We start from the raw sequence: 20,291 nt of genomic DNA, 5'->3' as shown, positions 1-20,291 counted from the left end.
TCCAACGGGTCCAACGGGTCCAACGGGTCCAACAGGTCCAACGGGTCCAACGGGTCCAACAGGTTCAACAGGTTCAACAGGTTCAACGGGTCCAACAGGTCCAACGGGTCCAACAGGTCCAACAGGTTCAACGGGTCCAACAGGTCCAACAGGTTCAACGGGTCCAACAGGTTTGACAGGTTCAACAGGTTCAACAGGTTCAACGGGTCCAACAGGTCCAACAGGTTCAACAGGTTCAACGGGTCCAACAGGTGACACGGGTGCAACAGGCACAAGTATAACGGCAACGTACGCGTTTGCAAATAATACGTCGGGTACAGCAGTATCGGTCTTACTCGGTGGAACAAACATCCCGCTTCCAAACAATCAGAACATTGGTCCAGGAATGACGGTGTCTGGGGGAAACACTGTATTTACGGCTGCAAATGCAGGGAATTATTATATTTCATATACAATTAATATAACAGCATCGTTATTAGTAAGTTCACGAATTACGATTAATGGAGCGCCGCTTGCTGGGACTATCAATTCTCCTGCGTTAGCAACCACATCTTTTAGTGCAACAATTATTACGACTCTTGCGGCTGGAAGTGCCATTAGTTTGCAATTATTTGGTTTGTTAGCCGTTGCAACATTATCAACGACTACTCCAGGAGCAGTGTTAACAATTATACGACTCAGTTAAATGATGACTCTCTTACTCTTTTAAGGTTAGGAGAGTTTATACATATAATAAGAAGTTAATGAGGTAAAGCATAGTTATATAAAAGTCAGAATATTATGATTGTAACGTGGTGATGACTATAATATAATGAAAACAATCATCATGAATGAACATTCATTTATTTTCAAGAGTATTGGAAGGGGGAATGAGAGTGGAAAAACCTTGGTTACAGAGCTATCCAGAGGAAATTCCAGCAACAATTGCTTATGATATTCAACCACTTCATAGATATTTAGAAAAAATGGCCTCGCGTTACCCAGAAAAGAAAGCGCTTCATTTCTTGGGGAAAGATGTAACATTTGCAGATTTCCATGATAAGGTAAAGAAATTTGCAAATTATCTTCAAAAGCTCGGTATTGAAAAAGGTGATAGAGTCGCGATTATGTTACCGAATTGTCCACAATCTGTAATTGGTTACTATGGTACTTTGCTTGCAGGGGGGATTGTTGTACAAACGAATCCTCTTTATACAGAAAGAGAACTCGAGTATCAACTTCATGATTCAGGGGCAAAAGTCATTCTTTGCCTTGATTTAGTATTCCCAAGAGTTACTAATGTTCAAAATGCTACAAGGCTTGAGCATGTTATTGTAACTCGTATTGCAGATTTTTTACCGTTTCCGAAAAATTTACTTTATCCATTTGTGCAAAAAAAGCAAGCGAATCTTGTTGTGAACGTGTCGGAAAGTGAAACAATTCACCTTTGGAAATCAGTAGAAAAGGAAAGTAATACCGATGTTGAAGTTCCTTGTGCCCCTGAAAATGATTTGGCTCTTTTGCAGTATACCGGTGGGACGACAGGTTTTCCAAAAGGAGTTATGTTAACGCATAAAAACCTTGTTTCAAATACTTTGATGGGTGCACATTGGTTATACAATTGCACAGAGGGAGAAGAGGTAATTCTTGGAGTCCTACCATTCTTTCACGTATATGGCATGACAGCGGTAATGAATTTGAGTATTATGCAAGGGTATAAAATGGTGCTTATTCCGAAGTTTGATATGAAAATGGTTTTTGAGGCAATTAAGAAACATAAAGTTACATTATTTCCGGGAGCACCAACTATTTATATTGCCCTTTTAAATAGTCCTCTTTTAAAAGAATACGATATTTCTTCTATTCAGGCTTGTATAAGTGGATCTGCACCGCTTCCAGTAGAAGTACAGGAAGAGTTTGAGAGAGTTACAGGTGGTAAATTAGTAGAAGGATATGGATTAACGGAGTCGTCACCAGTTACACATGGGAACTTTTTATGGGAAAAACGTGTGCCAGGAAGTATTGGTGTACCGTGGCCGGATACAGAAGCAATCATTATGTCACTCGAAACAGGAGAGGCCTTGCCTCCAGGTGAAATTGGTGAGATTGTTGTTAAAGGCCCACAAATTATGAAAGGGTATTGGAATAAGCCAGAAGAAACGGCGGCTGTATTGCAAGATGGCTGGCTTCATACAGGAGATGTTGGCTACATGGATGAAGATGGGTTTTTCTATGTGAAAGATCGTAAGAAAGATATGATTGTTGCTAGCGGTTTTAATGTATATCCTCGTGAAGTAGAAGAAGTATTATATGAGCATGAAAAGGTGCAAGAAGTAGTAACAATCGGCGTTCCTGATCCGTACCGAGGGGAAACTGTAAAAGCGTTTGTTGTTTTAAAAGAAGGCGCAGAATGTTCTGAAGAAGAATTAGATCAGTTTGCACGTAAGTATTTAGCTGCTTATAAAGTGCCGAAAGTATATGAGTTTAGAGAGGAACTGCCGAAAACGACGGTCGGCAAAATTTTACGCCGTGTCCTAATAGATGAAGAGAAGAGAAAGAATGAGGATGAGCAAACGGGCTAAGGCCCTTTCTTTTTGAAAAAATAGGATTGACACTTTTCTAAATAGTCAGTATTATAAGAATATGAATGACTATTCATTCAGTCATCTTCTTGAAGGGGACAGTAAAGTGAAGAAAAATAGACCGAAATACAATCAAATTATTGATGCGGCAGTCATTGTGATTGCGGAGAATGGATACCACCAAGCGCAAGTTTCGAAAATCGCAAAGCAAGCTGGGGTAGCAGATGGCACGATTTATTTATATTTTAAAAATAAAGAAGATATATTAATATCCTTATTCCAAGAGAAGATGGGAGAATTTGTCGAAACAATTCGTCAAAAAACAGCAGGAATTGAAAGCGCTGTAGCGAAATTATTCATGTTGGTAGAAACGCACTTCTTGCTGTTGTCACAAAATGATCCTCTTGCTATCGTTACGCAATTAGAGCTAAGACAGTCCAATCAAGACTTACGCCTTAAAATAAATGAAGTATTAAAAGGCTACTTACAAGTTATGGATGAGATTTTAGAAACAGGTATAAAGCAAGGCGAATTCCAAGCGGACTTAAATGTTCGCGTGGCAAGACAAATGATCTTTGGAACAGTAGATGAAGTTGTGACCAATTGGGTAATGAGCGATCATAAGTATGATCTGGTCGCACTTTCAAAAACGGTACATGGGCTACTTATTGCAGCTTGTGGTTATCGTCAATAATGGGAGGGATCATGTTGAAATTCCTATCTGTAAGAGTTGAAGATCATATCGCGGTGGCTACGTTAAATCATGCGCCAGCTAACGCGATGTCTTCACAAGTTATGCATGACGTCACTGAATTAATTGATCAAGTGGAGAAGGATGATAACATTCGTGTTGTTGTTATTCACGGTGAAGGCCGCTTCTTCTCAGCAGGAGCAGATATTAAAGAATTCACATCTGTTACTGAAGCGAAGCAAGCGACTGAGCTGGCGCAGCTTGGACAAGTTACGTTTGAGCGCGTAGAAAAGTGTTCAAAACCAGTTATTGCGGCAATTCATGGAGCGGCACTAGGCGGCGGCTTGGAGTTTGCTATGTCTTGCCACATGCGCTTTGCAACTGAAAGTGCAAAACTTGGTTTACCTGAATTGACGCTCGGATTAATTCCTGGCTTTGCAGGTACACAGCGCTTACCACGTTATGTTGGGAAAGCGAAAGCTTGTGAAATGATGTTAACGAGTACACCGATTACTGGTGCTGAAGCATTAAAATGGGGACTTGTTAACGGATTGTTCTCTGAAGAATCATTTTTAGATGATACGCTTAAAGTCGCAAAACAAATTGCTGGGAAAAGTCCAGCAACAACTCGTGCTGTATTAGAGTTATTACAAACGACGAAATCGTCTCATTATTATGAAGGTGTACAACGTGAATCACAGATTTTTGGTGAGGTATTTACGAGTGAAGATGGAAGAGAAGGTGTAGCGGCATTTTTAGAAAAGCGTAAACCTTCATTTAGTGGCAGGTAGTTCAAATATTTTTTTAATATAAATTAACAGAATTTTAAAATTGATAGAATCTTTCTGAAAAATAAGGGGGTAAATGGAATGAACATCTACGTACTCATGAAACGAACATTTGATACAGAAGAAAAAATCGTAATTAAAAACGGTGCAATTTACGATGGCGAAGCGGAATTCATCATCAACCCTTACGATGAATATGCGATTGAAGAAGCAATTCAAGTAAGAGATGCACAAGGCGGAGAGGTTACTGTCGTAACAGTTGGTGGCGAAGATAGTGAGAAAGAACTTCGTACAGCATTAGCGATGGGCTGCGATAAAGCGGTATTAATTAATATTGAAGACGATGTTGAAAATGGTGATCAGTTCACGACAGCAAAAGTACTTGCTGAATATTTAAAAGATAAAAATGCAGATTTAATTTTAGGCGGAAACGTTGCAATTGACGGAGCGTCTGGACAAGTTGGTCCACGCGTAGCTGAAGCGTTAAATATTCCATATGTAACGACAATTACAAAGCTTGAGATTGACGGTACAAGCGTGAAGATTGAGCGTGATGTTGAAGGTGACACGGAAGTTATTGAAACATCATTACCAGTTTTAGTAACAGCGCAACAAGGTTTAAATGAACCTCGTTATCCATCGCTTCCGGGTATTATGAAAGCGAAGAAAAAGCCATTAGAAGAAGTAGAATTAGATGATTTAGATTTAGAAGAAGATGATGTGGAAGCAAAGACAAAAACAATTGAAATCTATTTGCCTCCTAAGAAAGATGCAGGAAAAGTGTTACAAGGCGAGCTGCAAGATCAAGTAAAAGAACTTGTATCGTTGCTCCATACAGAAGCGAAAGTAATCTAATAAAATACGAAATTATATACGCAGGAGGGAAAATCTATGGCTCGTAAAGTATTAGTAATGGGTGAAGTTCGTGACGGATCGCTACGTAACGTTTCGTTTGAAGCGGTAGCAGCAGCAAAAACAATTGCAGAAGGCGGTGAAGTGGTAGGTCTTCTAGTTGGAGACAGCGTTGCCTCTTTTGCAAATGAATTGATTCATTACGGTGCAGATCGCGTTGTGACAGTTGAAAATGATAAATTAAAATCATATACGTCTGATGGTTATGCACAAGCATTTTTAGCTGTATATGCTGAAGAAAAACCAGAAGGTATTGTATTTGGACATACAGCACTTGGTAAAGATTTATCACCAAAATTAGCAGCAAAGCTTGAGGCTGGTCTAGTTTCTGACGTAACTGCTTTAGAAGTTGAAGGTGGAAATGTTATCTTCACTCGTCCAATCTACTCTGGTAAAGCTTTCGAGAAGAAGATTGTAACAGACGGCATCTTATTTGCGACAGTGCGTCCAAATAACATTGCAACTCTTGAAAAAGATGAGTCTCGCAGCGGTGACGTGTCTTCTATTACAGTTGATGTAAAAGATTTACGTACAATCATTCAAGATGTTGTCCGTAAAACTGCAGAGGGTGTTGATCTTTCTGAAGCGAAAGTAATTATCGCTGGTGGACGCGGTGTGAAGAGTGAAGAAGGATTTAAACCATTAAAAGAGTTAGCTGACGTATTAGGCGGCGCTGTTGGGGCATCTCGTGGTGCTTGTGACGCTGAGTATTGCGATTACTCATTACAAATTGGTCAAACTGGTAAAGTTGTTACGCCAGACTTATACATTGCATGCGGTATTTCTGGTGCGATTCAGCATTTAGCTGGTATGTCTAACTCAAAAATCATCGTTGCGATTAATAAAGATCCAGAAGCAAGCATCTTCAAAGTAGCTGACTACGGTATTGTTGGTGACTTATTTGAAGTCGTGCCTCTTTTAACAGAAGAGTTTAAAAAGTTAAAAGTACATTCATGATTTGAGTACCCTTGAGTTCCAAGTGAAGTACCCCTATATATAGAAAAAGGTGAGAGATCCCCTGTCTCTCATCTTTTTAGTATTTCATCCGTATTTTTATATAGTATAAAGGAACATTTTTTTGTTACAATACATAACGATACATAATATTCGCCACGTATATAAGTTAATGATATACTCTTGGTAGAATATACTTGAAGGAGGAAATAAAATGGCAATTGTAAATGCAAATGACCAAAGCTTCGCAGCTGAAACTAGCGAAGGTGTTGTATTATTAGATTTCTGGGCACCTTGGTGTGGACCTTGTAAAATGATCGCTCCTGTATTAGAAGAAATCGATGCAGAGTTAGGCGAGAAAGTAAAAGTAGTAAAAGTAGACGTTGATGAAAATCAAGAAACTGCTCGTCAATTCGAAGTAATGAGCATTCCAGCTCTTTTCGTATTAAAAGACGGTAAAGTAGTTGATCAAGCGTTAGGTTACAAACCGAAAGAAGCGTTAGTAGAATTAGTTTCTAAACACTTCTAAAATAAAGAAGCTACCATTTGGTAGCTTTTTTTATTTTCTTTTTTATAGCCTTTCCGTTACAATGAAAGAACGTATGTTGGGTGTTTTGGCATAGTATGTTTTCATGTGAAAATAAAAATGCTAAGCATGTAGAAATGGAGGGTGACGAGTGCACGAACATTTGAAAGAGAAGTTAGCCATTTTACCAGATCAACCTGGTTGCTATTTAATGAAAGATAAGCAAGGAACGATTATATATGTCGGAAAGGCAAAAGTGCTTAAAAATCGTGTGCGCTCGTACTTTACTGGTTCGCATGATGGGAAAACACTGCGGCTTGTAGGAGAAATTGTAGATTTCGAATATATTGTAACCTCCTCAAATTTGGAAGCTCTTATTTTAGAGCTGAATTTAATAAAAAAACACGATCCAAAATATAATATTCAATTAAAAGATGATAAAACATATCCTTTTATTAAAATTACAGCTGAAAAACAGCCGCGCTTGCTTATTACGCGCAATGTAAAAAAGGATAAAGGAAAATATTTTGGACCTTATCCGAATGCACAATCAGCTCATGAAACGAAAAAACTATTAGACCGTATGTATCCACTTCGTAAATGCACGAATATGCCAGATAAAGTTTGTCTGTATTATCATATGGGTCAATGTTTAGCACCTTGTGTGAAAGAAGTGACAGAAGAACAAAATAAAGAAATTGTGGATGAAATTATTAAGTTTTTAAATGGTGGGCATAAAGAAATTCGTTCAGAATTAGAAACAAAGATGTATGATGCTTCAGAGAAACTAGAATTTGAACGTGCGAAAGAATTACGAGATCAAATTGCCCATATGGATGCAATTATGGAAAAACAAAAGATGATTATGAGTGACTTAGTGGATCGTGATGTATTTGGATATGCAGTTGATAAAGGATGGATGTGCGTTCAAGTTTTCTTTGTTCGAAAAGGAAAGTTAATTGAACGTGATGTTTCAATGTTTCCAATCTACGATGAACCAGAAGAGGGATTTTTAACATTTATCGGTCAATTTTATGAAAACAGTAGTCATTTTAAGCCGAAGGAAATTGTCGTTCCAGGAAGTATAGACTCAGAATTAGTAGAGCGCTTTTTAGAAGTGGAAGCGACACAGCCAAAACGTGGTAAGAAAAAAGATCTTGTAGAATTAGCAAATAAAAATGCAAAGATTGCTCTTGAAGAGAAGTTTTACTTAATTGAACGTGATGAAGAACGGACGATTAAAGCTGTAGAAAATTTAGGGAAGCAGCTTGGAATTGAAACACCTTATCGTATTGAAGCATTTGATAACTCAAATATCCAAGGAACGAATCCTGTTTCAGCAATGATTGCTTTTATCGATGGGAAACCGGCGAAGAAAGAATATAGAAAATATAAAATTAAAACGGTTCAAGGGCCAGACGATTACGAGTCTATGAGAGAAGTTGTGAGGCGCCGTTATACAAGAGCACTAAAAGAAAATTCACCTTTACCTGATTTAATCGTTATTGATGGCGGAAAAGGCCACTTAGCGGCTGCGAGTGATATTCTAGAGAATGAGCTCGGATTATATATTCCAATGGCAGGGCTTGTGAAAGATGACAAACATAAAACATCACATTTAATTATTGGAGATCCACCTGAACCTGTCTTGCTTGAGAGGAATAGCCAAGAATTTTATTTATTGCAGCGCATTCAAGATGAGGTGCATCGATTTGCAATTACATTCCATCGACAATTACATGGGAAATCTGTCATTCAATCAGCACTGGATGATATTCCTGGAATTGGTGATAAACGAAAAAAGATATTGCTGAAACATTTTGGATCGTTAAAAAAGATGAAAGAAGCTTCTGTGACGGAATTTGTCGAAGCGGGTATGCCGAAAAATGTCGCGGAGACGATCTATACTTATTTAGCAGATAAGAAGACGTTGTAGTTTACAATGTCTTCTATTTTTTGTTATAATTTCTGAAGATTTAAAATAACTAGACCTGATTGAAAATACAAAAAAGTCAACTAAACTTATATGTCTAGTTGACTGTAGGTAATGCTACACTTCAATGAGATCTTTTATATCCCATTTCACAAGAAATGTAATAGAGTCTGAACGTTTTTTCTTTTCTTCGTATGACTCTGCAACGACATTTCGTTGCTTCTGAATTTGCTCAGCAATGAATCCAGCCTCTAATTGATAAGAAGAATGTCTATTGTGTTTTTGACGTTCAGCAATGAGTGTGCCTTTAAGTTGGAACTGCATTTCACGACGTTTATGCTCAATAATACTTAAAGTGCCCCAACCAGCTTTTTCAAAGAACTGAATAACTTCTTCAATTGTTTCTAGTGGATATTTTCTTGCAAGGTTTCTACCAGACCAGTATAAAATACCATCTAAATCGTTACCAATTAAGTCAGGTAGTAATTCTTCACGTAGCAATTCATAAGCGAAGGCATTCAATGAAACATCTTCTAAAGATGTTATATCGATTGTATTTTTACTCACAATAATCCCCTCTTTCTATAGGGATTATTATATAACATTTCACATTTATAAAAACAGATTTTTCTTTAGGAAAATCTGAATATATAAGAAGAAAAAAAGAATTGGCAAATTATATGCAAATTATGTATACGTTTTCTTGACGCTTCGACAAAAATAGGAGTAAAATGAACTTGGTATCAAATTATGCTGAAATATTTCGAATAATTTTTTCAGTTTTTCTTATGCCAATAGTGAAAAAACATTATTGTTGTAAACTAATCTGAAAACAGCAGTCAAACATTCGAGGGGGGTAATGGGGACATGAAAGGCCGCGAGTATACGTTTCGTAAGTGGCACTCATTAATGGGGGTCATCCCGGTTGGTGTCTTTTTGACGCAACATTTAGTAGTAAACAACTTTGCAACAAGAGGAGCAGAGGCTTTTAACAAAGCTGCAGGCTTTATGGAGCTCCTTCCATTCCGGTATGCGCTAGAAATTTTCATCATCTTTTTACCTATACTGTACCATGCTATATATGGCTTATATATTGCATTTACAGCTAAGAACAATGCGGTATCTTACGGTTATTTCCGTAACTGGATGTTCGTCTTCCAACGAATTTCAGGTATCGTTACGCTGATCTTCATTTCTTGGCACGTCTGGGAAACTCGTATTCAAGCAATGTTAGGTAAAGAGGTAAACTATGATATGATGGCAGATATTTTAAGCAATCCAGCTATGTTTGCATTCTATTTAGTTGGTGTTGTTTCAACAATTTTCCACTTTGCAAATGGACTATGGACATTCTGCATCAGCTGGGGAATTACAGTATCTCCACGTTCACAAAGAATCTCTACTTATGTAACATTAGCTATTTTCTTAGGTCTATCTTATGTAGGTGTGAGTGCATTATTAGCGTTCATCGATCCACAGCTAGCAAACCAGTAAGGAGTGGGAGAGCATGAAAGGGAAACTTATAGTAGTCGGCGGTGGCTTGGCCGGCTTAATGGCAACGATTAAAGCGGCAGAGGCAGGAGTAAATGTTGAACTGTTTTCATTAGTACCAGTAAAACGTTCACATTCTGTTTGTGCCCAAGGTGGAATTAACGGTGCCGTAAATACGAAAGGTGAAGGGGATTCTCCATGGATCCACTTTGACGATACAATTTATGGTGGGGACTTCTTAGCGAACCAACCACCAGTTAAAGCGATGTGTGAAGCAGCACCTGGTATCATTCATTTAATGGACCGCATGGGTGTTATGTTCAACCGTACGGAAGAAGGACTTCTTGATTTCCGTCGCTTTGGTGGAACGCAACATCACCGTACAGCATTTGCTGGTGCAACAACTGGCCAACAATTACTATACGCATTAGATGAGCAAGTACGTCGTCATGAAGTAGCAGGACTTGTAACGAAATATGAAGGTTGGGATTTCTTACGAGCTGTTGTTGATGATGAAGGTGTGTGCCGAGGAATCGTAGCACAAGACTTACAAACTATGGAGATTAAAAGTTTCGGAGCGGATGCCGTGATTATGGCAACAGGGGGCCCTGGTATCATCTTTGGAAAATCAACTAACTCTATTATTAATACAGGTACAGCAGCTTCTGCTGTATATCAACAAGGTGCATATTATGCGAACGGTGAGTTCATTCAAATCCATCCAACGGCAATTCCTGGAGACGATAAATTACGTCTTATGAGTGAATCTGCACGTGGTGAAGGTGGACGTGTTTGGACGTATAAAGATGGTAAGCCATGGTACTTCTTAGAAGAAAAGTATCCTGCTTACGGAAACCTTGTACCTCGTGATATTGCAACGCGTGAAATCTTTGATGTTTGCGTAGAGCAAAAACTAGGTATTAACGGTGAAAACATGGTGTACTTAGATCTTTCTCATAAAGATCCGAAAGAACTAGATATTAAACTTGGTGGAATCATTGAAATCTATGAGAAATTTACAGGTGATGATCCTCGTAAACTACCAATGAAGATCTTCCCAGCTGTTCACTATTCAATGGGCGGATTATGGGTTGACTATAAGCAGATGACAAGTATTCCAGGTTTATTTGCAGCAGGTGAGTGTGATTATTCTATGCACGGTGGTAACCGCCTTGGTGCGAACTCACTATTATCAGCAATTTACGGTGGTATGGTAGCAGGACCGAATGCAATTGAATACATGAAAGGTCTTTCTAAATCATCGGATGCTGTTTCATCTACTGTATATGAGCAAAATGAATTAATCGAAACAGAGAAATTTAACAATATTTTAACGCTCGATGGTAACGAAAATGCATATGTTCTTCATAAAGAGCTTGGAGAATGGATGACAGATAACGTTACAGTAGTTCGTGAAAATAAAAAGTTATTAGAAACAGATGCGAAAATTGAAGAGTTAATGGCTCGTTACAAGCGTATTAACATTAACGATACAGCAAGATGGAGTAACCAAGGTGCTTCATTTACACGCCAACTTGCAAATATGTTTGAGTTAGCGCGTGTTATTACAATTGGCGCATATAACCGTAATGAGAGCCGCGGGGCACATTACAAACCTGAATTCCCAAATCGTGATGATGCAAACTTCTTAAAAACTACGATGGCGAAATTTGAGGGAGAAGGAAATGCACCAGCATTCCATTACGAAGACGTGGATGTTTCATTAATTAAACCACGTAAACGTGACTATTCTTCAAAACATGATGTAGCTGCTAAGGGTGAAGAGAAGGGGGATAAACAACATGTCTGAGAAAACAATCCGCCTCATCATTACGAGACAAGATGGACCAGATGCACAAGAATTTGATCAAGAGTTTGAAATTCCGTATCGTCCGAATATGAATATTATTTCGGCGCTTATGGAAATTCGACGTAATCCTGTTGATTCAAAAGGAAACGCAACAACTCCGATTGCATGGGATATGAACTGCTTAGAGGAAGTATGCGGAGCATGTTCGATGGTGATTAACGGAAAACCACGTCAATCATGTACAGCTCTTATCGACCAGTTAGAACAACCAATCCGCTTAAAGCCGATGAAGACATTCCCAGTTGTACGTGACTTGCAAGTGGATCGTAGCCGTATGTTTAACGCGTTAAAACGTGTTAAGGCTTGGATTCCAATCGATGGTACGTATGACTTAGGACCAGGTCCAAGAATGCCAGAGAAAAAGCGTCAATGGGCTTATGAGCTTTCAAAATGTATGACATGTGGCGTTTGCTTAGAATCATGTCCAAACGTGAACAGTAAATCTGATTTTATTGGACCAGCACCGTTATCACAAGCTCGTTTATTCAACTCACATCCAACGGGTGAAATGCATAAAGCAGATCGCTTACGTGCAATTATGGGAGATGGTGGACTAGCAAACTGTGGTAACTCTCAAAACTGTGTGCAATCATGTCCGAAGGGTATTCCATTAACAACTTCAATTGCGGCATTAAACCGTGATACAACAATTCAATCGTTCAAAGATTTCTTTGGTAGCGATAATAACTATTAATAAATATTGCCTCTTCATCTTGAAGAGGCAATATTTATAACTTTATTTTTCAGTTTATTCTGTTTATTGGGAAGAAAAGGGGAGAGACTAGTGAAGAGAATTTCTTACATTGAAGACTTTGAGAAATGGGAAAGTGGTTTTTCATTTTACAATCCTGTCAAAGTTCGTTTTGGTGAAGTAGATATGTTTGGGCATGTAAATAATGTAGTAGCTTTTACTTATTTTGAAGAGGCACGTATTGCATTGTTTAAAGAACTTGGATTTATGCAAGAATGGACGCATGAATCATCAGAAACGATGATCGTTGTTGCAGATTTACAATGTAATTTTATTAAGCAAATATATTTTGATGAACAGTTGAAGGTATATGTAAAGGCAGGCTCAGTTGGGAATTCTTCTTTAGATTTACACTATATGGTCAAAAATGCAGCAGGAGAAGTTTGTTTAGTTGGACGCGGTATGATGGTTCAAGCATCGAAAAAAACCGGAAGAGGCGAACCATGGCCTGAAGAGTGGAAGAGACAATTACTACAATGATAGAGTGAAAGAAAATAAGAGAGCAAAATCGCTCTCTTATTTTTTGTCTTCCATCGCTTCCTCTAATGTTAAATGATGTTTATATATGTATGTAGCGTATGGATTACCAACGTAACGTAAATGCCACGGTTCATATGCATATTCTGTTGTTCCTGTTTTATCTTCTAAATAACGGACGACAAAACCGAATTCATGGGCGTGTTCTGCAACCCATTTGCCTTCTGCTGTTTCTCCGAAGATAGGCTCTAATTGGAATTTAGCAGATTTTGAACTAATATCCATTGCTAAACCAGTTTGATGTTCACTTGTGCCAGGAATTGCACTTACAGAATCAGCTTCAGCTTTTCCTTGACGTCTAACGTACGTATCATGCAATGATTTTTGGCGTTTGTATGAACGATAACCAGATACAGCTGTAAGTTCAAGGCCTTCTTTTTTTGCCGATTCGAACATATTCTCAAGCGCGTCTGCAGCATCTTTGCGTAGCAACGTTTTTTCTTTGTCTTTTGGACTAGTAAATGGTACGTTTGGCCTCGTTAAGTCTTCAGGTATGTATCCATCTGGTAGTTTTCGATGTTTATTAACTAAGACAAGATTAGATTCCGGATTTGTTACAACTGAAAAATCATTGTCTAGTTTCTTTGCATTATGATCAGCTTTTGGAAAAGCAGGAATCTCTTCTTTTTGATGGTTATTATGCTTTTGACTTTCGACAGCTTTCGCCCCATTTTGTAATGGTGATTGAGAACCGAAGTAAGCGAAAGATGTGATACCGATTACAATAGTAGCGGCAGAAATAATAATTATCTTTTTCATGATGCCTTGTAATCTCAGTCCTTTCTTAATAAAATATGTATCATTTTTTATTATAAGTCTAGTTGACTGAAAAGGAAATATAAGAGTCGTAACGTAATAGAAATGCAAAGAAAATGTCAGAAAATGTGTGAAATTGTAGTATTTTTTTATATAATTCATTTCTTACCTTTCATGAAATTCATTTTTTATGTAATATATATACATAAGAAGATGTAACGATTATCGAGAATAAAGAACTTCCTGTATAGACTAGGAGTGAAAGGGAATGGATTTTGCAACAATTATTGGAATAATTTTAGGAGTAGCGGCGGTAGTAGTAGGGATGGTTGTCAAGGGCGCTGACGTAATGGCCTTAGTTAATCCTGCCGCAGCATTAATTATTTTTGTTGGTACATTTGCTGCAGTATGCATAGCATTTCCGATGAATCAACTAAAAAGGATTCCAAAATTATTTAAAGTTCTTTTTGGTTCAAATAAAAAAGATTTAAGTTATGAGCAGTTGCTAGAATTGTTTGTTCATTGGACATCTGAAAGTAGAAAATACGGTATTTTGTCTTTAGAGCAACAATTAGATAAAATCCAAGATGAATTTCTTTTGCGTGGTATGAAATTTGTGATTGATGGTGTATCCGCAGAAGATTTAGAGCAGATTTTAGAAGCTGAATTGGAAGCAATTGAAGAGAGACATGCAAAAGGGGCTGCTATCTTTTCACAAGCGGGTACGTATGCGCCTACACTAGGGGTTTTAGGTGCTGTTATTGGTTTAGTAGCTGCGCTAGGTAATTTAACGGATATAGAAAAGTTAGGACATGCTATTTCAGGTGCATTTATTGCAACGATTTTTGGTATTTTTTCAGGTTATATACTATGGCATCCATTTGCAAATAAGTTAAAGCAAAAATCTGCAGCTGAAATAGAGAAAAAACGTTTAATTATTGATTGCTTATTAATGTTACAAGAAGGTACATATCCATTTATAATGAAGAACCGCATTTTAGGTGCACTTTCTGCAACAGAGCGTAAAAAGCTCGAAAAAGGAGCAGAAAAAAATGCGGAGTAAAAAAAATAGAAGAAACAAAAAGAAAAAGCATGATGAGCATATTGATGAAACTTGGTTAATTCCATATTCTGATATGTTAACGTTGTTATTTGCATTGTTCATTGTTTTATTTGCAATGAGTAGTATAGATGCAGCGAAGTTTAAACAGATGGCAGTAGCTTTTCGAAGTGAACTAGCAGGTGGAACAGGAAATAAAGAATTTTTAAGTGATCAAAAACCGAATGAAGAAAAAGAGTTGTCGGCAAATAGTTTAGAGTCTGAGAAGATGAAGAAGAATGCTGAGGCTGAAGTAAAGCAGCAAGAAATGAACGAATTAAAAGCGGTACAAAAAGGAATCGATAAGTATATTGAGGAAAACAAATTATCTTCTTCTTTTAAAACTGATTTAACAGAAAAAGGATTAAAGGTAACAATATTAGAAAATGTACTGTTTGATTCAGGGAAAGCAGATGTGAAATTGGAATCGTTAAATATTGCAAAAGAAATGTCTAACCTACTAGTTTCTACATCGCCTCGTGAAATTACAGTATCTGGCCATACAGACAATGTCCCTATTGCAAATGCGCAATTTGCATCGAATTGGGAATTGAGCACACAGCGGGCAGTTAATTTCATGCAAGTATTACTGCAAAATAAAGAATTACAACCGGAAAAATTCAGTGCTGTTGGTTACGGAGAATATCGTTCTATTGCTCCAAATGATACACAAGAAGGAAAGGCGAAAAATAGACGCGTAGAAGTGTTTATTTTACCTTTAACGAGAAATATGGAATAAAGAGGATGGCGAATGCCATCCTCTTTATTTTGTATCAAATGATTTTAAGTTGTCACGGCGGATTTTATCTTTTTCTGCATCTGATTTTTTGAAATCATAATCATATAAAGCACCTTCCCAATCACCATACATTGGGTTAGGGAAAATAATGAACTTTTCACCAAATTGTGCTTTTGAATCTGCTACGGTTTGATTGCGGTCTTTTACAGTTTTTCCATCAAAACCAGTGAAATCAGATAGGTTATCACCGAAGAATAAGACAATGTCATGTGTTTGAGAAACGAGTTCACGGCGTTTTTCTTTTCCTTTTTCTTTCGGATCTTGTAATAATATATGTTCTTTCGTTGCTTGAGGAGCACCTACACGTTCGAGATTTTTAATTGTTGCATCTAGTTGATTCGTTTTACGATTTGAAATGTAGTAAATATCTACACCTTTAGATTCTGTATATTTTAAGAAATCAATTGCACCTGGAAGGGCTTCTGCTTCAGCTTTATTAATCCAGTCATCCCATTTGTAAGGATAGCCTTTTCCTGTTTTTACGCTCATCGCTTGATGAGGACTGTTATCTAAAACAGTTTCGTCTAAATCAAGTACGATAGCAGGTTTTTTTTCTGTTCCTTTTGCAAGAGCTGCATCAAGCTTCAATTGACCGATATTGTATCCTTGATAGTAAAGTGCTTTCGTTTCACCGGCTGTTTGATACCATAAATCAGCCATTAATTGCTGTTCTGTTAACTTTGCTTGTTCTTCTTTCGCCACTGACTTCTCTGTTGTTCCTGAACATGCTACAAGCGATATAGATAGAACCGCTACAGATAATAAAGTGGTAATGTTCCTCTTCATCTTCATATGTATCCTCCTTGATGTTAGAAAATCATCTTATATTGTATATTAAAATATAAAAATTTTTTTATGAACATTTGCATATTGTCTTTTGTATATATAGTAGTATGTCCTATATTAGAAAGGCGAGTAAAATAATGATAGATTTTTTGACAAATTTAATTGTCGTAATGACAATTATAATTGACAAATGAAACTTTAATATTTACAATTTTAACTAAATAGTACAAATGATGGATTGTAGTTGGTGTTACATGTAAGAGGATGAAGTGTAGTGCTATATTTTATCCTGAATAAACATAGTCTTTGAAAGAGAGCGTGAATGATACTAAAGGGGAGGCTTTATACTTTGAGCTTACAAATTCAAAATTTAACGAAACAATTTGGGGAATCAAAAGCGGTTAACGGTTTGCAAATTTCGGTACCAAAAGGTGAAGTACTAGGGTTACTTGGACGAAATGGTGCAGGGAAAACAACAACAATCAAAATGCTTCTCGGATTATTAACACCTAATGAAGGTTCGATTACATGGGATGGAAAAGCATTCGAGAATAGCGGGGTAACAATTGGGTATTTACCAGAAGAAAGAGGCTTATATACAAAGAGTAGAGTAGTAGATCAGTTGCGATATTTTGGTAGATTAGAAGGAATGTCGAAGAAAGAAGTAGATCTCGCTATTGATCAATGGTTAGAGCGATTAGCGATCCCGGAATACAAATTTAAAACGGCTGGAGAGCTTTCAAAAGGGAATCAGCAAAAAATCCAATTAATTGCTGCTCTTCTTCATAATCCGGAACTTCTCATTTTAGATGAACCATTTAGCGGGCTTGATCCAGTTAATGCAGGGATGTTAGCTAGCATTATTGAAGAACAAGTACAGAGTGGAAAGACAATTATTTTATCTAGCCATCGCATGGAGCAAGTTGAGGCTTTTTGCCAACATGTATGTATTTTGAAAAAAGGTGAAGCAGTCGTAAAAGGCCAGTTAAGTGATATTAAGAAAGAATATGGTTTCCGTAATTTAACGATTGAAGATGTAGCAGAGAATGAAAAGGGATTAGAAGCTATACATGTTCCATATGAAAAGCAACAAGGCCTTCTTTATATAAAAGTACAAGACGATGCAGAGGCCCTCAACATTTTGCAGCAGTTGCAAGAGCAAGGTGTTAGCTTACGCCAATTTAAAATGTTAGAGCCGACGTTAAACGAAATCTTTGTAGAGAGGGCGAAATAACGATGCGTAAATTTTCTCATGTATTTTCATTTTATTTTAGAGAAGCGTTTTTATCTAAAAAATCATTAATTACGAGTGCGATTTTATTTTTAGTTGTGTTTGGGATTTTCGCATTTAACCATTTTACTTCAAGTAATGATGAGAATAAGGATAAAGACAAAATTGCAGTTGTGACAGAGAGTTCCACATATAAAGTACAAAAGGAAGAGCTAAGTAAGCTATTGCCATCAGCAAAAATAACGGTTGGTTCAAAAGAGGATTTTGATAAACTACATAAACAAGTAGAAGAGGGCGAACTGGATGGTTTGTTTCATGTAACAGAAAAGAACGGAGCTCCAGAGGTTACGTATATGTATAATGGATTTCCAAGCCAAGCAACTTCTGCAATCATGGCAGGTTATTTCAAACAACAATATACAATGGTGACAATTGCAAAGCATAATGTTTCACCGGAAATTGCACAGCAACTGCAAACTGAAATTCCAGTGAAGCAAGAAGCGATAAAAGATCGTTCTTCTTCTTTCGGAATTGCCTATTTCTTTACATTTGCTTTGTATATGTTTATTGTCGCGTTCGGAAATACAATTGCAATGAATATTGCTTCGGAAAAAGCATCGCGCGTAATGGAAGTAATGCTTCCGAAAGTAAAACCGCTTACGATGATGTATGCGAAAATATTAGCGGTTGTTTCAACGGCACTATTACAACTTGTCATATTGGCGTGTGGTTACCTTATTCCGTATTTGTTAGGCTGGGTAGATTTAGAGAATGCTTCATTATTTGGAGTGCCAATTGACTTTACGAAATTAGATGCAAAGGTTATAAGCATGTTCTTAGTTTATTTCATTACGGGATATTTACTTTATGCGATGATGTACGCTGCTGCTGGAGCTGTTGTTTCTAAGACGGAAGATTTACAAGCTGTATCTTTCCCAGTAATGATTTTAATTATGGCTGCCTTCTTCATTAGTATTAAATCATTAAGTGATCCGAATAGTACTATCGTTGTTATAAGCTCTTATGTTCCATTTTTCACCCCGATGGTTACCTTCTCACGTATTGTAGCTGGTGAAGCAGGTATGTTAGAAATTACGATAACATTAGTAGTCTTATTGGAAACAATTGGTGTGTTAAATGCTGTTACAAGCCGCATTTACGTAAACGGTGTAATGAATTACTCAGACAAAGTGAAATTTAAAGATTTAGCAAAATTTATAAAGCGTCAATAAAGAGGAAAAAGCATGATTTTCTATTGAAATCATGCTTTTTCTTTATGTATAAATTAAAAATAGTATATAATAATAAGAGTCGTCTTTTAATAGAATGAATACGAAGGAGGGTGTGCAGATGGGAATTAGTAGTCGGTTTACAGTAGGTGTTCATATGCTAACATTACTTGCGATAGATCGGAACTCTCGCTGTACCTCTGAATGGATTGCTGGTAGTGTGAATACAAATCCAGTTGTGATTCGTCGCATTACAGGAATGTTGAAGAGAGCAGGACTTGTTGATGTACAAGCTGGTAAAGGTGGTACGACACTTGCTCGTGATTTAGAAGAAATTACATTACTTGATGTATATAAAGCAGTGGAAGTTGTAGAAGAAGGACAGCTATTTTCCTTCCATGAAAATCCCAACATTGAATGTCCAGTAGGAGCTAATATTCAATCAGTATTAGAAATTATTTTAATGCAAGCGCAAGAAGCGATGGAAAACGTACTTGCAAATGTAACAGTAGATCAATTAGTTACAAATTTAAAGTCTAAAATGAAAGAATAAAAAAGCGAGCATCCTCATAATGAGGGCTCGCCTTTTTTTATTCAGAAATATTGAAAATTCTATTTTTCAGTATTTAAAATGAATTTACCAACAATAGCTGCTACGATACCACCAAGAATTGGTGCTACGATGAATACCCATAGTTGAGAAAGTGCTTCTCCACCAACGAATAAAGCTGGTGCGATACTACGAGCTGGGTTAACAGATGTTCCAGTTAACGGAATTCCTAATAAGTGAATTAATACTAATGTGAAACCAATTACTAGTCCCGCTAAAGACGAACTTCCTTTTTTACCTGTTACAGCCACGATAACTAAAATAAATACGAAAGTTAAAACGAACTCAACTAAAAATGCTCCAGATAAACCAAGAGTTCCGAAACCATTTTGTCCTAAATTATCTAAAGGTGTTTTAGCGGATTTTAAAATTGTTACTAACGTTGCAGTACCTAATAAACCACCTAAAATTTGAGCTAATACATAATAACAAAGTTCCATAGCATTCATTCTTTTGTTGATGAACATAGCGATTGATACCGCTGGGTTAATGTGACATCCAGAAACTGTTCCGATGCTATATGCCATAGCGACAATAGATAGACCGAAAGCCATAGCGATTCCTAATGTTCCAATTCCTTCAATTCCGCCGCCAGTGACAGCTACTCCAGTTCCGAATAATACAAGTACAAATGTACCAATAAATTCAGCAATTGCTTTTTTTAACATAATTTACCTCCTATTATTGCGCATGAAACGTATTATAACATAGGTTTTAGTATAAACAGCCAATGAAATACTATTCTGATAAGGCGAAATAGAGGGACA

The 20,291-nt window shown here is 37.1% G+C and carries 21 protein-coding genes; 17 read left to right on the top strand and 4 right to left on the bottom strand.

The annotated features are described in order from the left end of the window. From BAQ48_RS26555 to uvrC, 8 genes are all read left to right on the top strand, one after another. A partial coding sequence (locus BAQ48_RS26555; protein WP_071713359.1) for a BclA C-terminal domain-containing protein occupies positions 1–685 on the top strand: 685 nt, incomplete at its 5' end. Between the two features lie 190 nt (positions 686–875). Further along, on the top strand, positions 876–2,561 hold the full coding sequence (locus BAQ48_RS26550) for a long-chain-fatty-acid--CoA ligase (RefSeq protein WP_071713358.1): 1,686 nt from the start codon (positions 876–878) through the stop codon (positions 2,559–2,561). Between the two features lie 106 nt (positions 2,562–2,667). Beyond that, positions 2,668–3,255: a TetR/AcrR family transcriptional regulator gene (locus tag BAQ48_RS26545; RefSeq protein WP_000742218.1), complete on the top strand. Its 588-nt coding sequence runs from the start codon at positions 2,668–2,670 to the stop codon at positions 3,253–3,255. A gap of 11 nt (positions 3,256–3,266) precedes the next feature. Continuing rightward, a complete protein-coding gene (locus tag BAQ48_RS26540) occupies positions 3,267–4,043 on the top strand; it encodes an enoyl-CoA hydratase (protein ID WP_000911291.1) in 777 nt (258 codons plus the stop codon). A gap of 78 nt (positions 4,044–4,121) precedes the next feature. Further along, positions 4,122–4,895 (top strand): electron transfer flavoprotein subunit beta, encoded by a 774-nt coding sequence (gene etfB, locus BAQ48_RS26535; RefSeq protein WP_001029038.1) that lies wholly within the window; start codon positions 4,122–4,124, stop codon positions 4,893–4,895. A gap of 36 nt (positions 4,896–4,931) precedes the next feature. Beyond that, entirely contained in the window at positions 4,932–5,909 is a 978-nt protein-coding gene (etfA, locus tag BAQ48_RS26530) for an electron transfer flavoprotein subunit alpha (RefSeq protein ID WP_000101961.1), read from the top strand. Between the two features lie 211 nt (positions 5,910–6,120). Further along, positions 6,121–6,435, top strand: a complete 315-nt coding sequence (trxA, locus tag BAQ48_RS26525; protein ID WP_001018943.1) for a thioredoxin — start codon at positions 6,121–6,123, stop codon at positions 6,433–6,435. A gap of 148 nt (positions 6,436–6,583) precedes the next feature. Beyond that, complete coding sequence (gene uvrC / locus BAQ48_RS26520) at positions 6,584–8,368, top strand: excinuclease ABC subunit C (protein WP_000544265.1); 1,785 nt, start codon at positions 6,584–6,586, stop codon at positions 8,366–8,368. 114 nt (positions 8,369–8,482) lie between these two features. Here uvrC and BAQ48_RS26515 read toward each other — a convergent pair whose 3' ends face one another. After that, positions 8,483–8,932, bottom strand: a complete 450-nt coding sequence (locus BAQ48_RS26515) for a YslB family protein (protein ID WP_071713357.1) — start codon at positions 8,930–8,932, stop codon at positions 8,483–8,485. A gap of 300 nt (positions 8,933–9,232) precedes the next feature. Between BAQ48_RS26515 and sdhC the strand changes: the two genes are divergently transcribed. The 4 genes from sdhC (at position 9,233) to BAQ48_RS26495 (ending at position 12,957) form a co-directional block, all read left to right on the top strand. Next, positions 9,233–9,859 (top strand): succinate dehydrogenase cytochrome B558, encoded by a 627-nt coding sequence (sdhC, locus tag BAQ48_RS26510; RefSeq protein ID WP_000678360.1) that lies wholly within the window; start codon positions 9,233–9,235, stop codon positions 9,857–9,859. A gap of 13 nt (positions 9,860–9,872) precedes the next feature. After that, positions 9,873–11,666, top strand: a complete 1,794-nt coding sequence (gene sdhA / locus BAQ48_RS26505; RefSeq protein ID WP_000676741.1) for a succinate dehydrogenase flavoprotein subunit — start codon at positions 9,873–9,875, stop codon at positions 11,664–11,666. Beyond that, the gene (gene sdhB / locus BAQ48_RS26500) at positions 11,659–12,420 is read left to right on the top strand and encodes a succinate dehydrogenase iron-sulfur subunit (protein WP_001291828.1); all 762 of its coding nucleotides are present in this window, start codon (positions 11,659–11,661) and stop codon (positions 12,418–12,420) included. The genes sdhA and sdhB overlap by 8 nt, the downstream gene beginning before the upstream one ends. Before the next feature lie 90 nt (positions 12,421–12,510). Next, on the top strand, positions 12,511–12,957 hold the full coding sequence (locus tag BAQ48_RS26495; protein WP_000822728.1) for an acyl-CoA thioesterase: 447 nt from the start codon (positions 12,511–12,513) through the stop codon (positions 12,955–12,957). A gap of 36 nt (positions 12,958–12,993) precedes the next feature. Here the strand turns inward: BAQ48_RS26495 and BAQ48_RS26490 are convergent, their stop codons facing one another. Then, positions 12,994–13,773: a M15 family metallopeptidase gene (locus BAQ48_RS26490; RefSeq protein WP_000720187.1), complete on the bottom strand. Its 780-nt coding sequence runs from the start codon at positions 13,771–13,773 to the stop codon at positions 12,994–12,996. 265 nt (positions 13,774–14,038) lie between these two features. Here BAQ48_RS26490 and motA point away from each other — a divergent pair, with 265 nt between their 5' ends. Both motA and motB read left to right on the top strand, forming a co-directional pair. After that, entirely contained in the window at positions 14,039–14,833 is a 795-nt protein-coding gene (gene motA, locus BAQ48_RS26485) for a flagellar motor stator protein MotA (RefSeq protein WP_000344847.1), read from the top strand. After that, a complete protein-coding gene (motB, locus tag BAQ48_RS26480) occupies positions 14,823–15,608 on the top strand; it encodes a flagellar motor protein MotB (protein ID WP_071713356.1) in 786 nt (261 codons plus the stop codon). The genes motA and motB overlap by 11 nt, the downstream gene beginning before the upstream one ends. A 24-nt stretch (positions 15,609–15,632) precedes the next feature. Here motB and BAQ48_RS26475 read toward each other — a convergent pair whose 3' ends face one another. Continuing rightward, positions 15,633–16,460, bottom strand: coding sequence for a 5'-nucleotidase, lipoprotein e(P4) family (locus BAQ48_RS26475; protein ID WP_071713355.1), 828 nt, complete (start codon positions 16,458–16,460; stop codon positions 15,633–15,635). A gap of 343 nt (positions 16,461–16,803) precedes the next feature. Between BAQ48_RS26475 and BAQ48_RS26470 the strand changes: the two genes are divergently transcribed. The 3 genes from BAQ48_RS26470 to BAQ48_RS26460 all read left to right on the top strand — a co-directional run bounded on the left by BAQ48_RS26470 (position 16,804) and on the right by BAQ48_RS26460 (position 19,467). Further along, entirely contained in the window at positions 16,804–17,688 is an 885-nt protein-coding gene (locus tag BAQ48_RS26470; protein ID WP_071713354.1) for an ABC transporter ATP-binding protein, read from the top strand. A gap of 2 nt (positions 17,689–17,690) precedes the next feature. Next, a complete protein-coding gene (locus tag BAQ48_RS26465; RefSeq protein ID WP_071713353.1) occupies positions 17,691–18,917 on the top strand; it encodes an ABC transporter permease in 1,227 nt (408 codons plus the stop codon). Between the two features lie 118 nt (positions 18,918–19,035). Continuing rightward, positions 19,036–19,467, top strand: a complete 432-nt coding sequence (locus BAQ48_RS26460; RefSeq protein ID WP_000512998.1) for an Rrf2 family transcriptional regulator — start codon at positions 19,036–19,038, stop codon at positions 19,465–19,467. A 59-nt stretch (positions 19,468–19,526) separates the two neighbouring features. On the opposite strand, the gene BAQ48_RS26455 is transcribed toward BAQ48_RS26460, so the two are convergent. Next, entirely contained in the window at positions 19,527–20,192 is a 666-nt protein-coding gene (locus tag BAQ48_RS26455; protein WP_071713352.1) for an aquaporin, read from the bottom strand. Positions 20,193–20,291 lie beyond the last annotated feature (99 nt).

Origin of the sequence: Bacillus luti, from assembly GCF_001884105.1 — a bacterium.
GTDB classification, from domain to species: domain Bacteria; phylum Bacillota; class Bacilli; order Bacillales; family Bacillaceae_G; genus Bacillus_A; species Bacillus_A luti.
Note: the sequence above shows the minus strand (reverse complement) of the source record. Positions and strands in the feature narration are given on the sequence as shown.

Coding starts and splice junctions, on each gene's coding strand:
- etfB (WP_001029038.1), top strand. CDS start 4,122: ATGAACATCTACGTACTCATGAAACGAACATTTGATACAGAAGAAAAA.
- BAQ48_RS26490 (WP_000720187.1), bottom strand. CDS start 13,773: ATGAAAAAGATAATTATTATTTCTGCCGCTACTATTGTAATCGGTATC.
- BAQ48_RS26465 (WP_071713353.1), top strand. CDS start 17,691: ATGCGTAAATTTTCTCATGTATTTTCATTTTATTTTAGAGAAGCGTTT.
- BAQ48_RS26475 (WP_071713355.1), bottom strand. CDS start 16,460: ATGAAGATGAAGAGGAACATTACCACTTTATTATCTGTAGCGGTTCTA.
- trxA (WP_001018943.1), top strand. CDS start 6,121: ATGGCAATTGTAAATGCAAATGACCAAAGCTTCGCAGCTGAAACTAGC.
- BAQ48_RS26460 (WP_000512998.1), top strand. CDS start 19,036: ATGGGAATTAGTAGTCGGTTTACAGTAGGTGTTCATATGCTAACATTA.
- sdhB (WP_001291828.1), top strand. CDS start 11,659: ATGTCTGAGAAAACAATCCGCCTCATCATTACGAGACAAGATGGACCA.
- BAQ48_RS26540 (WP_000911291.1), top strand. CDS start 3,267: ATGTTGAAATTCCTATCTGTAAGAGTTGAAGATCATATCGCGGTGGCT.
- sdhC (WP_000678360.1), top strand. CDS start 9,233: ATGAAAGGCCGCGAGTATACGTTTCGTAAGTGGCACTCATTAATGGGG.
- BAQ48_RS26455 (WP_071713352.1), bottom strand. CDS start 20,192: ATGTTAAAAAAAGCAATTGCTGAATTTATTGGTACATTTGTACTTGTA.
- motA (WP_000344847.1), top strand. CDS start 14,039: ATGGATTTTGCAACAATTATTGGAATAATTTTAGGAGTAGCGGCGGTA.
- sdhA (WP_000676741.1), top strand. CDS start 9,873: ATGAAAGGGAAACTTATAGTAGTCGGCGGTGGCTTGGCCGGCTTAATG.
- etfA (WP_000101961.1), top strand. CDS start 4,932: ATGGCTCGTAAAGTATTAGTAATGGGTGAAGTTCGTGACGGATCGCTA.
- motB (WP_071713356.1), top strand. CDS start 14,823: ATGCGGAGTAAAAAAAATAGAAGAAACAAAAAGAAAAAGCATGATGAG.